The sequence below is a fragment of the Cryobacterium sp. Y62 genome (genome assembly GCF_002929785.1).
Lineage (GTDB): Bacteria > Actinomycetota > Actinomycetes > Actinomycetales > Microbacteriaceae > Cryobacterium.
Genome location: NZ_PJJK01000116.1, coordinates 1 through 13388, shown reverse-complemented (window position 1 = coordinate 13388; position 13388 = coordinate 1). Strand labels below are relative to the sequence as shown.

Annotated in this window: 17 protein-coding genes and 1 pseudogene; 11 read left to right on the top strand and 7 right to left on the bottom strand. The window is 63.1% G+C overall.

The window, feature by feature from the left end; translation table 11 throughout:
* The 8 genes and pseudogenes from CXY71_RS14995 to CXY71_RS20745 all read left to right on the top strand — a co-directional run bounded on the left by CXY71_RS14995 (position 1) and on the right by CXY71_RS20745 (position 6253).
* Positions 1 to 453, top strand: a complete 453-nt coding sequence (locus tag CXY71_RS14995; RefSeq protein ID WP_104137007.1) for a MaoC family dehydratase — start codon at positions 1 to 3, stop codon at positions 451 to 453.
* 58 nt (positions 454 to 511) lie between these two features.
* Positions 512 to 1255 (top strand): 3-oxoacyl-ACP reductase FabG, encoded by a 744-nt coding sequence (gene fabG / locus CXY71_RS14990; protein ID WP_104137004.1) that lies wholly within the window; start codon positions 512 to 514, stop codon positions 1253 to 1255.
* An 8-nt stretch (positions 1256 to 1263) separates the two neighbouring features.
* Positions 1264 to 2142, top strand: coding sequence for an acyl-CoA thioesterase II (locus CXY71_RS14985; RefSeq protein WP_233204661.1), 879 nt, complete (start codon positions 1264 to 1266; stop codon positions 2140 to 2142).
* On the top strand, positions 2139 to 2915 hold the full coding sequence (locus CXY71_RS14980; protein ID WP_104136999.1) for an enoyl-CoA hydratase-related protein: 777 nt from the start codon (positions 2139 to 2141) through the stop codon (positions 2913 to 2915). Before CXY71_RS14985 ends, CXY71_RS14980 begins: the two co-directional genes overlap by 4 nt.
* 118 nt (positions 2916 to 3033) lie before the next feature.
* Positions 3034 to 3633 carry a TetR/AcrR family transcriptional regulator gene (locus CXY71_RS14975; protein ID WP_158253114.1) on the top strand — a complete coding sequence of 200 codons (600 nt, stop codon included), beginning with the start codon at positions 3034 to 3036 and terminating at the stop codon, positions 3631 to 3633.
* Between the two features lie 568 nt (positions 3634 to 4201).
* On the top strand, positions 4202 to 4873 hold the full coding sequence (locus tag CXY71_RS14970; RefSeq protein ID WP_104136993.1) for an isochorismatase family protein: 672 nt from the start codon (positions 4202 to 4204) through the stop codon (positions 4871 to 4873).
* A gap of 50 nt (positions 4874 to 4923) precedes the next feature.
* Positions 4924 to 5589 (top strand): annotated as a pseudogene (locus CXY71_RS14965) (flavodoxin family protein).
* A 52-nt stretch (positions 5590 to 5641) separates the two neighbouring features.
* On the top strand, positions 5642 to 6253 hold the full coding sequence (locus CXY71_RS20745) for a DUF1684 domain-containing protein (protein ID WP_146072845.1): 612 nt from the start codon (positions 5642 to 5644) through the stop codon (positions 6251 to 6253).
* Positions 6254 to 6473: 220 nt separating this feature from the next.
* Here the strand turns inward: CXY71_RS20745 and CXY71_RS22140 are convergent, their stop codons facing one another.
* The 3 genes from CXY71_RS22140 to CXY71_RS14945 all read right to left on the bottom strand — a co-directional run bounded on the left by CXY71_RS22140 (position 6474) and on the right by CXY71_RS14945 (position 7512).
* Positions 6474 to 6683, bottom strand: coding sequence for a DUF427 domain-containing protein (locus CXY71_RS22140; protein WP_233204659.1), 210 nt, complete (start codon positions 6681 to 6683; stop codon positions 6474 to 6476).
* Between the two features lie 144 nt (positions 6684 to 6827).
* Positions 6828 to 7121 (bottom strand): putative quinol monooxygenase, encoded by a 294-nt coding sequence (locus CXY71_RS14950; RefSeq protein ID WP_104136990.1) that lies wholly within the window; start codon positions 7119 to 7121, stop codon positions 6828 to 6830.
* Positions 7122 to 7155: 34 nt separating this feature from the next.
* Positions 7156 to 7512, bottom strand: coding sequence for a DsrE family protein (locus tag CXY71_RS14945; RefSeq protein WP_104136987.1), 357 nt, complete (start codon positions 7510 to 7512; stop codon positions 7156 to 7158).
* Positions 7513 to 7583: 71 nt separating this feature from the next.
* Between CXY71_RS14945 and CXY71_RS14940 the strand changes: the two genes are divergently transcribed.
* The gene (locus tag CXY71_RS14940; protein WP_104136985.1) at positions 7584 to 8144 is read left to right on the top strand and encodes a TetR/AcrR family transcriptional regulator; all 561 of its coding nucleotides are present in this window, start codon (positions 7584 to 7586) and stop codon (positions 8142 to 8144) included.
* Between the two features lie 25 nt (positions 8145 to 8169).
* On the top strand, positions 8170 to 9642 hold the full coding sequence (locus CXY71_RS14935) for a hypothetical protein (RefSeq protein WP_199184324.1): 1473 nt from the start codon (positions 8170 to 8172) through the stop codon (positions 9640 to 9642).
* 31 nt (positions 9643 to 9673) lie between these two features.
* Here the strand turns inward: CXY71_RS14935 and CXY71_RS14930 are convergent, their stop codons facing one another.
* Together CXY71_RS14930 and CXY71_RS14925 are read right to left on the bottom strand one after the other, a co-directional pair.
* The gene (locus CXY71_RS14930; RefSeq protein WP_104136982.1) at positions 9674 to 11035 is read right to left on the bottom strand and encodes an NAD(P)/FAD-dependent oxidoreductase; all 1362 of its coding nucleotides are present in this window, start codon (positions 11033 to 11035) and stop codon (positions 9674 to 9676) included.
* Positions 11032 to 11331, bottom strand: coding sequence for a thioredoxin family protein (locus tag CXY71_RS14925; RefSeq protein ID WP_104136979.1), 300 nt, complete (start codon positions 11329 to 11331; stop codon positions 11032 to 11034). Before CXY71_RS14925 ends, CXY71_RS14930 begins: the two co-directional genes overlap by 4 nt.
* Before the next feature lie 54 nt (positions 11332 to 11385).
* Here CXY71_RS14925 and CXY71_RS14920 point away from each other — a divergent pair, with 54 nt between their 5' ends.
* Positions 11386 to 11790 carry a MerR family transcriptional regulator gene (locus CXY71_RS14920; RefSeq protein WP_104136976.1) on the top strand — a complete coding sequence of 135 codons (405 nt, stop codon included), beginning with the start codon at positions 11386 to 11388 and terminating at the stop codon, positions 11788 to 11790.
* A 36-nt stretch (positions 11791 to 11826) separates the two neighbouring features.
* On the opposite strand, the gene CXY71_RS14915 is transcribed toward CXY71_RS14920, so the two are convergent.
* Both CXY71_RS14915 and CXY71_RS14910 read right to left on the bottom strand, forming a co-directional pair.
* On the bottom strand, positions 11827 to 12879 hold the full coding sequence (locus tag CXY71_RS14915; RefSeq protein WP_104136973.1) for an ABC transporter ATP-binding protein: 1053 nt from the start codon (positions 12877 to 12879) through the stop codon (positions 11827 to 11829).
* Positions 12876 to 13292, bottom strand: coding sequence for an ABC transporter permease (locus tag CXY71_RS14910; protein WP_255412642.1), 417 nt, complete (start codon positions 13290 to 13292; stop codon positions 12876 to 12878). The genes CXY71_RS14915 and CXY71_RS14910 overlap by 4 nt, the downstream gene beginning before the upstream one ends.
* Positions 13293 to 13388: the final 96 nt, after the last annotated feature.

Genomic DNA, 13388 nt, shown 5'->3' with positions numbered 1-13388 from the left:
GTGCGGCAGCTTACGGGAGTCTCTGAAATCGAAGCCGCTCTCGGAGAAGAATTGGGCCTGGGGTCATGGCACGACATCTACCAATCGGAGATCGATGCCTTCGCGGCAGTGACCCATGACCACCAGTGGATCCATGTCGATGCTGCACGGGCACTTACAGGACCCTACGGCAGCACAATCGCCCATGGATATTTGACTCTGTCGCTGATTCCGCTGTTGGTCAGCGATGCCTACGTGTTCGCGGGTTTTACGATGAAGGTGAACTACGGACTAGAGCGCGTGCGGTTCCCCGCACCGGTCCGCGCAGGATCTCGTATTCGCGCGCGCGCTGCACTCACTTCGGTGGAACTCACGCCCGAAGGACTCCGCGTCATTGTGCGCAATACCGTCGAGATCGAAGGCTCTTCGGCACCGGGATGCGTCGCCGACACGGTGTCACTCCTGATCAGCTGAGCCCCGAATTTGCTCGTACCCGTCGCACGCACAGGCAGAAATGAAAGGAAGTACAAGGATGCCACTTCTTGATGGTCGAACCGCGGTAATCACAGGGGCAGCGCAAGGGCTCGGATATGCGATCGCACACGCTTTCCTCGCCGAGGGGGCCAACGTCGTGCTCGGCGACATCGACGGTGCCGCTGCTGCCGCCGCCGCCGCGCGACTCGGCGGCGATGAGCGAACCCTGGGTGTGGAATGCAACGTCGTATCCGGAGTACACATGGACCGGCTGCTTGCCGCAGCGACGTCAGCTTTTGGAAGCGTCGACATCATGGTGAACAACGCGGGCATCACCCGTGACCTGACGATGCGCAAGATGAGCCTGGACGACTTTTCTCTCGTGATCGATGTGCACTTGAAGGGGACGTGGCTCGGCACGCGGGCGGCAGCATCCGTTATGCGAGAGCAGGGAACCGGTGGGTCGATCATCAACATGTCGTCGATCTCGGGAAAAGTCGGCAACCCCGGTCAAACGAATTACAGTGCGGCGAAGGCGGGGATTATTGGGCTGACCAAGGCTGCCGCGAAAGAGGTGGGTTTCGCCGGCGTGCGTGTCAATGCTCTGCAGCCCGGCATCATCGAGACCGCGATGACGCAGAAGCTGACTGACGAGGTGAGGAGCGCACGCCTGGCGGACGTCCCTTTGGGACGATTCGGCACCCCTGAAGAAGTTGCGCAGGTCGCCCTGTTTCTCGCCAGCGACATGTCGAGTTACCTGACCGGGATCTCGATCGAAATCGCTGGTGGGCGTAACATCTGATGGGGTCAATGGTGACTGACACTGCGGCCGTCGTGAATCTGTATGAGATGGTTCGAGTTGCCAGGGTGGAGGGGGGAGATCGGTTCGTTGGAGATCTTGTCTCCGGTCCGTTTGGGCGCATCTTCGGCGGCCAACTCATCGGGCAGGCTGTAACTGCAGCGACGGCAACGACAACACTGTATTCCGAGCGGCACGCTCATTCGCTTCACGCCTACTTTCTCCGCAAGGGCGATGCCTCCCGCCCAGTGACCTATGAGGTTGACAGCGTCAGGGACGGGCGGTCGTTCTCAGTGCGGTCGGTTCGTGCGTTTCAGGATGATCGAGTGCTCCTAACCGCGACCATGTCGTTTCACGAGGCCCACGCCGGACTCACCCATCAAGTCGACCGCGGCGGCTACCCCGACCCGGACTCGCTGCCACCGGATAAGCGACTTCTTGACGTGCCGACCGACTCTCCGCATCCCGGGCATCGATCCGCGGTAGAAATCCGGCGAATCCCTCCGGCGTTGTACCCCACAGCACAGGGGAGCCCGCCCGGGCAAGCCGTCTGGATCCGATCGCGAACGCAAATGGGTGCGCATTCGCACAGCCTCGTTCCGGCAGTACTCGCGCTGTCCACCGATTTCACGGTCCTGGAGTCCATCGTCTACGGTCATGGACTTACCTTCGCGACCCCGGGCCTGTCTATTGCCAGTCTCGACCATGCCGTGTGGTGGCATGCGCACGGGAACATGGAAGACTGGCTGCTCTACATCCAGTCAAGTCCGTGGGCAGGCGGAGAGCGCGGTCTCGTCACGGGAAGAATCTACGATCGCGGCGGGAAATTGCTTGCATCCGTCGCACAGGAGGGTCTGATTCGACTCGAGACGACGCGGGCAGCAAAATGACTGTAGTCCTCACTGAACGCCGCGGCAGCCTACTCGTCATGACGCTCAATCGCCCACAGGTTCTGAACGCCGTCAACTCGGACGTAGCCCGAGAATTGGGTGGCGCGCTGCAGTATCTCGAGGAATCAAGTGACCTGCGTGTGGGCATCATCACAGGTGCCGGGCGTGCATTCTGCGCGGGGCTCGACATGAAGGCGGTCGGTGCGGGCGAATCCATTGCGGCTACGCGCCATCCGGAATGGGGATTTGCGGGTCTGACATCGCGCACTATGGAGAAGCCGCTCGTCGCGGCCGTCAACGGTGATGCCGTCGGGGGAGGATTCGAGATTGCACTCGCGTGCGATGTCGTCCTCGCCTCCTCCACTGCTCGGTTCGGGCTGCCTGAGGTATCGCGGGGGCTCTTCGCAGCTGGCGGTGGAGTGTACCGATTGGCGCAACAACTGCCGGAAAAGGTTGCAATGGAGCTACTCCTCACCGGTCGCCTGGCCGATGCCAGCGAGATGCACTCCCGAGGACTGGTGCACTCCGTTGTCACAGCCGGCAATGTACTGACCGCTGCATTCGCGATGGCGGAGCGTATTGCCGGCAACGGGCCGCTCGCCGTTCGGGCGACAAAGCGTTTGGCGAGGGCGGCACGGATCTTGACACCGACTCATGCAAATGCCATTGCTCTAGCCGATGCAGAAGCAGCCGTCGTATTTGAAACTTGGGATGCTCAGGAGGGGATAAATGCATTCGTCCAAGGCAGGCCTCCCGTATTTAGAGGGCGCTGAGGAGGTCTGCGGGCAAGCGTCATCAGCAACTTGTTCTGCGCAGCGTGCAGCGTCTAGTCTCGGTGGACCGCGACGTTATCGCGAACCCGCTACGCCAAAAAAACAGATGAGTGCTGAAGTGACAAAGTTTGACCATAAAGGTGAGCGATACGCCCGCGACGCAGAAATCATGGCGATCGTGATTGAGGTCATGTCCGAACGTGGATATGCAGGAACGTCGATGCAAGAGATCGCCACCCGTTTGGGCATTCTGAAGGGCAGCCTGTATCACTACTTCAGCTCTAAAGAAGAACTCCTCATGCGCATCCTGAACGAATCGCATGAGCAAGTCTTGGCCATCGACAAACGTATTTCACAGCAAGGGCTATCGCCTCTCGACGAGCTACTGGAATATCTGCGCGAATCCAGCCTGTGGTACCTCGCAAACGTCCAACGGGCCAATATATTCTTCACGGACCGACGCCACCTGACGGGCAAACGACTCGAGCGGGCTAACCAACTGGGCCGAGAGTTCGAAATTCACATCCAAAATCTCATTCAAAAGGGACAGGACGATGGTCAGATCCGCGCGGATCAAGACGTGCGACTAATCGCTCGGTTCGTGATGGGCACGGTCAATAACGTTCGTTTCTGGCCCAATCGATCATCACCAGGCCCGGACGCCGTACAAATTTCAGAGACGCTGGTGGCCCTGACTCGGAGCGCCATCAGCGCCTGATCGAGTTACATCGTCCAGCACGTCCGCAATCGGCGTTTGATCCCCTGCAAATGCACGTATCGCGTTAGACCGCCTAAGCATGCACCGTGGGGATTTTTCCCGTAACCAGAAACCCCGCAATGTGACCAGAATCTACCGGTATATCTTCGTACAGCGCGTGCACTATCGTGCATGGCATCCGCGGAATTCCGCGGGATTCTGCCCCTCGAAGAGTGGCGCCAGACTCGAACCGGACCACCGTATCGACGCATGGGTCGTCATGTGAGATACCTGGCGAGTAGCGCTTGATGGTTTGTGATCTCGCACTACATCTCCCCAGTTCCTCACGAACGACTTTCCTAGGGAGTGGCGGCGGTGGCCCCGTCCGTAGTCGATCCCGTGACCTTTCGAGTCGACGACTGTCTGCACAAAGTCAAGACGTCGGTGATGCGGGCCTCATCGAACGGTTGCGGGGCCCTGACTTCGACGTTGTGTGTTCTGAATTACTGACTTCGCCAAATCGCTGCGCGTACGCTTTGAGGCTACCGGTGTGTGGCCGCACACCGGTGAACCGTAATTAGGAGGCACCATGCTTTTCGCTACGTCCACCACAGCACTCGTGCTGACGGATCCGCAGAACGATTTTCTCAGCCCCGATGGTGTCACTTGGGAACTGGTAGGGGAGAGCGTCAAGAAAAACAAGACCGTTGAGCACATAGAGCAGTTGCTCGTGAGCGCCAAAACGTCCGGCTATCAAGTGTTCGTCTCGCCCCACTACTATTTCCCTCACGATCATTTATGGGAATTCGGTGGAACCTTAGAAAAGATGATGCACGAAATCGGCATGTTCGATCGGCCCGGTCCTTTGGACCTGGACGGGTTCGTGGGCTCGGGTGCTGACTGGCTGGAACGCTTCAAGCCTTTCCTTGATGACGGCAAGACGGTCGTGTGCAGCCCGCACAAGGTCTACGGGCCGGAGCAGAACGACTTGGTGCTCCAACTGCGAAAACGCGGAATCAGCAAGGTTTTGCTCGCCGGTATGTCGGCGAACTTGTGCGTCGAGAGCCACCTGCGTGAACTTCTGGAACAGGGATTTGACGTGGCCGTCGTTGCCGACGCGACCGCCGCTGCGCAGCACCCTGAACTCGGCGACGGGTATGCGGCGGCCCTGACGAACTTCAACTACATCGCTGGGATGGTGCTTTCGACCGAAGAGGCCGTGAGCATGCTCGGGTCCTCCGCGTCCTTGGGAGAACTGTGAGTGGTGAAATCTCCGCCTACGGCGATCTGAGAGCGCTCTTCATTAACTGCATGCTGAAGAGGAGCCCGGACCTCAGCCACACCCAGGGGCTGATGGACAAGAGCATCGCGCTCATGCGGTCCCAGGGCGTGGCCGTGGACACCGTCCGATTCATCGACCACGACATCGTCACCGGCGTGTACCCGGACATGCGTGAACACGGGTAGACCGACGACACCTGGCCCGACGAGGTGTGGCCACTCGTTGATGCCGCTGACATTCTCGTCATCGACGGACCGCTCTGGCTCGGCGATAATTCGTCGATCACTCGGCAGCTCATCGAGCGCCTCTACGCCATGAGCGGGCTCTTCAACGAGAAGGGTCAATACGTGTCTATTACGGGATGGCCGCCGGCGCACTCCTCACGGACAATGAGGATGGCGTCAAGCACGCGGCCATGTCCATCCTCTACAGCCTCCAGCACATTGGCTACAGCATCCCCCCTGGCCGCTGACGATGGCTGGATCGGTGGGGTTTGACCGGGGCCGAGCTACCTCGATCCCGGATCAGGCGGACCCGAAAACGACTTCACCAACCGCGATACCACGTTTATGACCTGGAACCTGCTGCACACGGCCCGAATGCTCAAGGACGCGGGAGGCATCCCCGCCAACGGAAATCTCCGGCAGGCCTGGAACGACGGAGAACGTTTCGGCTTCGACGCCAACCCGGAATAGCGCTGATCACACACTTGACGCCTCACTGACGGATGGTGCAATGAAGGGACGGATGTCGGCTGTGACTGAATTCCGCACCACTACAGGACTCCTGGTCCCCGCAATCACGACCGAGCAGATGCGGGAGGTCGACCGCGTCGCGATCAACGAGGTAGGGCCCAACCTCTACCAGATGATGGAGAACGCGGCCGGGTTGTCAGGGTTGCGGGTCACGGCGTCCGCCGCAGACGGGATCGTCGTCGATGGTGAACTCGTCGACGGCGACGCGGTCGTGACCGGCATGGACTCCGTGAGCCCGTCCCGCCTCCGTTTCAGCGACACCGTGACGGGAACCGTCATCGCGAGCGAGGAGGGCGAATATGCCCTGCGGGTCTGGGATGCCGACTCGGAGGGTATCCGTGACTTCGGCGCCATCGAGGTCTTCCCTTATGACCCGACCTGGGTCGTGGAGGCGAACTTCACTCCGCGCGTCGGCATGGAAGAGGTCAGCATCGCTCACCTCGAGGAGCGCGGGAAGACTCGGGAGAAGACCGTGCCGGGAGAGGTCAGCTTCACCCGCCACGGTGAGGAGCATCGTCTCGTGGCGTTCGAGGACGGCCCGAGCATATTGATCGTCTTCGCCGATACCGCGACCGCCTCGAGCGACGCGCGTCGGGTGGTGTGAGAGTGAGCACGGGTTCCGCCTGCGGCGCCCAGTGCTCCCGGTTGCGGAGCATCCGCTTGCTGGGTCGGTCGCTGCGTCATGTTCGGTTCATGATCCGGTGTCACAGAGCTACCAACGGATTCTCCCGGGGAGCGCCGTCTGCTTGCACCTGCACGACCCGCACGCCGTTCCCGAACGCGACGTGGCCGCGAATGTTCTCGGCCGCCGGCGTCGGGTGGGGTTAGTACCAGGCGGCATTGGCGTTCTTCGGCCCGTCGACCGACAGCGTGTAATACTTCGCGGTACCTTTCCACGGGCACTGGGATGTCAGGGATGCATCGGCGAAGTACGCGGAGTTCAACGATTCCGGCGGGAAGTAGTGATTGCCCTCAACCCGGACGGTCTCCTCCGACTCCGCCAGCACGACGTTATTCCAGACTGCTTGGTACATGGGCTGCTCCCTGCTCGTAGGGTGCGGGCTGGACCCGCACCTGCACCAACCGTAGGCGAGCTGCAGGCGCCGGTAACGTAATCTGGGACACACAACGGCGCAGAACCGAGGTTCTGCCCTCAGCTCTGCGCCGTATGGTCTGATTTAGATGTCGCTGGCGATCTCGAACTGCGAGACCTGGGGGGCGCTGGCGAGGAGTGAGCCGAGTTCGGTCGCACCCGCGCCGGCGCGCCAGGCACGGTATGCCGCGTCGGCTTCGGCAGAGGCCCACCGTTCCAGCAGAATCAGGTGAGAGGGATCTTCGGCATCGACCAGGACGTCGACACCCAGGCATCCGTCAAATGCTCGGGTGCCGGTGAGGATGTCTCTCAGCATATCCGGTGCATTGGTGGGGGCCTCTGCTTTCAGGTGAAGGTCGAGAAGGACGGTGAGTGCCATGGGTGCTCCGATCAGGTGGGGTTTGGTGTGCCGTTTAGAAGCTCAGGATCTGGTAGCCCTGAACGACCAGGCTGCGTGTGCTCGCTTCGCCCTTGTAGTCCGTGAGCAGCGGCCATCCACCGGTCTTGATCGAGTCGGAGACGCCGTGGGAGGTGACGCAGAAACCGCAGGCACCCAGGATGTTGTCCTGAAGCGCGACGGCGAGGGGGTTCATCTTGTGTTTGGGGTCCGAGATGGCGGCCAGGGATTCGACGCCGGAGCCGTCGAAGACCACGACGACTTCGTCGCCGGCCTGCTTGAATTCGAGGGCGGTCTTGAGACCGCGGTAGACGCGTGAGGTGTCGGAGCCGATGGGCTCGTAGATGACGACGGCAATTTTGAGTTCAGACATAAACATGTACCTCCTAGGTAGACCGATCTGACCACTGCTTACTATACCGATCTGTCTGGTATTGTCCAATCATGGAATCCACGACCCAAACCCTGGCGCCGGAGCCCAGTGCCAGGGAGCGTCTGCTGGCGTCCGCGAGTCGCCTGTTCCACGAACGCGGCATCAACGCGACGGGAATCGACCTCGTCGTTCGCGATGCGGGTGTAGCGAAGGCCAGCCTGTACAACAATTTCGCGAGCAAGGAAGCGCTCGTCGTGGCTTATCTGGAACAGGAACTCGATGGCTGGGTGCAGCACTCGCGCTCCCTCGATGATCCGTTCAGCGCGCGCCAGGAGCGGGTAGCTGCCCTGTTGACAGCGCTGGCGCTCTCGGTCGAAGCTCACACCTTTCACGGCTGCCTGTTCACCAACGCGGTGATCGAGCTTCCTGAATGCGTCAATGTGCGCCGGGTAGCGGAACGCTACCGTGAGGTCGTTCGCGGCCACCTCGCTGCCTTTGCCGGGAAGGACCCGACCTCCACCCTGGCATCTCGCCTCTTTTTGCTCTACGACGCGGCCATTACGGCGGCGAAGGTGGGCCGCGACGCTGGCCTGGTGCGCCAAGCCAGCACCATGGCACAAGAATTCGTATAGAAGACGCACACGAGGAAGAGAATCAATGAAGATTACAACTGCGCTGCGGGCGTTCGAACTGGATACCCGCCCGGTTTACCCTCTCTCCCGGGTAGCGCTCGACAAACGCTGGAAGGAACTGCCCGAGCACGCGAAGACGCCCAACCAACTCCTTGGCCGATCAGCGATCGGCTGTGAGGGTACCCACGGAGTCTTCCTCAAATGCGACCTGACCTGCTCGCCGTGTTACCACGCAGCGGATGCCAACAAGGTGCGCATCGACGGCAACCACACCGTCGCCCGGGTCACCGAGCAGATGGAGTACCTCCGTCGTATCCGCGGCCCCCGCGCGCACGCACAGCTCATCGGCGGCGAGGTCAGCCTGCTGCCCGCGGCCGACCATGCGGCGGCACTGCTGGCCATGCGCGGGAACGGCCGGGAACCGATGTCGATGACCCACGGAGATTTCGACTACCAGTACCTGCTCGACGTCGTGCTGGACGAGCAAGGCAATGCCCGATTCACGAAGGTCTCGTTCGCCGCGCACTTCGATTCTCTGATGCGTGGCCGACGCGACGCGGTGCGGCCGCGTACGGAGGTGGAGCTGAATCCATTCCGCGAAAAATTCGCCCGGATGTTCATCGATCTCAAACGAGACCACGGGGTGAGCTCCTACCTTGCGCACAACATGACGGTCACACCGTCCAACGTGGACCAGGTTAGCTCGGTCACCCGCGATGTGCTGGAGATGCCCTACGACATGATGTCGTTCCAGCCAGCGGCGTTCATTGGGGATGACCGTCGCTGGAAGGAAGACTTTGACGACGTCACCGTCGACACGGTCTGGGAGCGCATCGAGGAGGGGGCCGGGCAGAAGTTGCCTTGGCAGGCCACTCAATTCGGTGACCCGCGCTGCAATCGAACCACGGTCGGCCTGCGGGCCGGGGGCGTGTTCGCGCCGCTGCTCGACCCCGCTGAGCCCAAGGACCTCGCCGCCCGGGACCGTTTCCTCGACCACTTCGGCGGCATGATCTTCGGCGACGTACCCGTGCGCATCCTCACCGTCAAGATCATCCGCGCCCTCGCCGTCCACCCCGGCGACGTTCCTCCGTTGGTGGGGCTGCTGTGGCGGGTAATCGGCCGGGCCGGCGGTGTCCGCGGCATTCTGCGGGCTGCCCGGGCCAAGAGGCTCGGCTTCAAGACCTTCGTGGTGCACAGCTTCATGGACGCGTCCGACGTGGCGCCGGCCTGGGAGCTGATGCAGAGCGGCATCACCGGAACGGATGCGAAAACCATCGAAACGCAGGAACGCCTCGGCGCCTGCATGTACGCGATGAGCCACCCGGGCGATGACCGGCTGGTGCCGGCCTGCGTGCAGCACTCGGTGCTCGACCCGATCGAGAACATCGGCCTGCGGAAGCTGCTACCCCTGATCGGCGCGGCACGGAGCGTCGTGGCCCGGCCGAGCGGCCTCACCAAGGTGCGGCAGACGCGGGCTCGCACAACAACACAGGCGTGACCGCGTCGCCGGTGTTCACGGGCACTTTGGGTCAGAGCATGGAGCCGAGGTCGGATCCGACCGAGGGGTAGGTTGCGGTCACCGATTTCAACTGTCGAGTGGTCAGGCCGAGCTTGATGGCGAGGCCGAAGGTGTTGATCAGTTCCGCGTAGCCTGGGCCGAGCAGGTGTGCTCCGAGGATCTGATCGGTAGCCGTATCGATGATGACCTTCGTTGCCGCGGTTCTCTCGCCGACTCGGTAATTGGCGTACCAACCGCTGGTGTCGTTGTAGCGGACTGTCACGTCGCGGCCGTCGCGGTGCGCTTCGTGCTCGAGCATGCCGACGCGGTTCAGCTCCGGGATCGTGAAGACGGTAGTGGGCACGCCGGTGTAGTCGGGCACGGTTGTGGTGCCCTTAAGCATGTTGGATGCTGCCACCTTGCCCTCGAACACTGCCACGGGGGTGAGGCGCGCTCCGCGGGTGTCGGCCGCGTCGCCGGCGGCGAAGACCGACGGATTACTCCGGCTTTGCAGGTGCCCAAAAACGTCGATACCTCGCGGGCCCCAGGCAATGTCCGCAGCAGCAAGATTCAGGCCGTCGAGGTCGGGGACCCGGCCGGCACCGTGCACCACCAGGTCGGTATCGATCATCATCGTGACGCCGGACTGCTCCACCGCCACCTGGAGCCCCGCTGCCGTGCGTGTTACGCCGATGACCGAGCTGGTGCGGCGTACACGGATCCCTGCTTGCTCACTCCGGCGCACGACCAGGTCGACGAGGTCGGGGTCGAACGCGCGCAGCGGGCGGTCGCCGTGATCGATGATGACGCAGTCCACACCCGCTCGGGCCGCGATGTGCGCGAACTCGAAAGAGACGAACCCGCCGCCGACGAACACGATCCGTCCGGGCAGCGCATCGAGGTTGAGAAAGTCGGTGCTGTCGATCAGGTGTTCGTGGCCGGGGAATGTGAGCGGGCGCGGCCGAGCGCCGGTGGCGATCAGGAACCGCTTCGCCTGGTGCTGTACCCCGTCGAGCTCGAGCTGATGGGGTCCCGTGAATCGGGCGGTGCCGTGAAAGGTTGTCACGCCGTTTCGCACGAGTTCGTCTTCCATGCCGCGGGGCACACCATCGGTGAAGCCCCGCTTGTGGCGCATGAGTGCCGGCCAGTCCAGCGTGAGCTCGTTCTTGCTGATGCCCTTGCCCTGCATCAGGTGAGCATCATCGATTACTTCCGCGCCACGGCGGAGGATCTTCTTCGGATCGCACCCGCGTAGCGCACACGTGCCCCCGTAGGGCAGGGCATCGACGATGCCCGTACGCCACCCCTGTGCGGCGCACCGGTTGGCAGCCGTGGTGCCGGCCATTCCGGCGCCGATGACGAACAGGTCGTATTCCTCGCTCGTGCCGCTCATGCTGCGCTGATCGCTTCGCGCAGTTGTGCCAGCGTCGGGGCGCCGGCGAACCCGGAGGGGGTGGCATAAATGCGGCAGGCGAGTCCCACCGCGGCCGATGGGTCCGGAAAGAGGTCCCGTCCGTCGACCAGGATGCTCGGCGACCCCCGGAATCCGATCGCCTCCGCGTCCTCCGGGCTCTCGACCAGCTGCCGGCTCACGATGACGCCGGGGCGTTCTGCTGCGATCACCGCGAGCCGCTCGGCCGCGATCGTCCAGTTCGGGCAACCGTCGAAGTACTGCAATGAAATATCCATGCCTTCACGGTAAGCATTGCACCGCGCTGCAAGGTCAAGTGGTGAAATGGAAGTATGCAAATTAGGGACCTCGCTATTGCGAGCGGCGTGACCGCCCAAACCATTCGGTTCTACGAACGCCGCGGCCTGTTGTCCCGCGCCGCGCGTGATCGGAACGGCTACCGCCAGTACGACGAAGCGGCGCTTTCTCGCCTGAAGTTCATCCGTTCCGCCCAGACGGCCGCCCTGACGCTGGCCGAAATTGGCAGCATCATCACCGTCCGGCATGCGGGTCATGTGCCTTGTGACCACGTCTCAACTCTCCTCGCCACCAAGCTTGAAGACGTGCACCGGCGGCAAGAAGAACTCGTGCTCCTTGAGACGGAGCTGCACCACCTCCTCAGCGCCAGCAAGGACCTCAACCCGGCCGACTGCGATGTCGGCAGTGTCTGCCACATCATCGCCCACGGTCAGTCCTAGGCAGCCCAGGCAGCGGATTCACTCGGGCCCCTTACTTCACACGGGCACGACAGAGACCGCGGAGAGAGGTAAAGCGAGCGCTACGCGGCATCCGTCGCGCACCGCGTCACCCGGCGGCAGCGCGGCCTGCAGCACGAGTGCGTCGTCGAATGTAACGCTGACCATCCTCCGGGGCCCGAATCGGCGCACCCGAGTGACGCGCCCGATCACCCCGGTCGATGGCGCCGTCTCCTCGGTGCACGGGGAGACCTTGATCGCCTCATGGCAGATCACGAGCACTCCGGGACCGTCGGGCGTGCCCGGCGAGATAGGGACGCGACCGAGCGGCGACACATGGACGCTTCCCTGCACGGTGCCCGTGATTTCGTCGAGTCCGCCCATCAACCGGGACACGCGAATAGAGGCCGGGCGGTTGTAGAGGCGGTCCACGGAGTCGTGCTGGAGCAGCTCGCCGCCCTGGACGACGGCGATCCGGTCGGCGACCGCAGCGGCCTCGTCACGGTCGTGGGTGACCAGGATGATCGTGGGGGATAGCGCGCGACGGATGTCCTCGAGCAGCTGGTGCATGTCCTCCCGCAGCGCCGGATCGAGGGTGCTGAACGGCTCATCCAGCGGCAGCACGCCGGGTGCCGCGGCGAGGGCGCGGGCAATGGCCACGCGCTGCTCCTGTCCGCCCGACAGCGCCTGCACCGACCGGGCGCCGAAGTCGCCCAGCTGCACCAGGTCGAGGTAGTGCCCGGCGTGGCGCCGGGATTCGGCGCGGGTTGCACCCTTCACCCTCCGGGAGAAGGCGACATTGTCGAGCACGTTCAGGTGCGGGAACAGCAGCGGGCGTTGGAAGACCAGGCCGATTCCACGTTTCTCCGCGGGGACCCCGGCGACATCGGCCCCGTTGACGAGCACACTGCCGGCGCTGACCTGCTCCAGCCCGGCGATCAACCGCAGGATGGTGCTCTTGCCGGACCCACTCGGACCGAGGATCGCCGTGCACGAGCCGGCAGGGACGTCGAGGGTGACCCCGATCAGAGCCGGGGTCTGGGCGGCTCCGAAGGACTTGGACACCTCGCGGAGGGACACATCGGCACTCATTCTGGTTCTCCAACATCGGGGGTGGGCAGGTTGGTCGTGCCGTGGGGCCGGGGGCCCGCGAATCCGACCAGGGTGAGCAGGGGCAGGGGCGGGACGATGGCCGACAGCGACAGGATCGCGACCGCCGCATCGTTGTCGAGGCCCGCGGCCAGCGCCTCGGTCACGAGCGGCAACGTCACGATCTCGCCCCCGCCGACCACGACCGTGACCACGTAGTCGCTCCAGCCGACGAGGAAGGCGAGGAACGCCGCGCGGGCCAGGGCCGGTGCGACCAGAGGCACGTGCACCCGCCAAAGAACGCTCCAGCGGGAGGCCCCCAGCGTACGGGCCTCTTCCTCGTAACGGATGTCGTGGGCGGCATACGCGACCCGCATCGTGAAGGTCGTGTACGGGATCGCCATCACGACCAGCACCAGGCCGGCCTTCGGGGGGGGGTGCCCCTATGTTTTTGTCAAGCAGCGAGTTGGTGTTCAGTTTCGTAGAGGGTGCCGTCTCGCAGCATGGCGAAT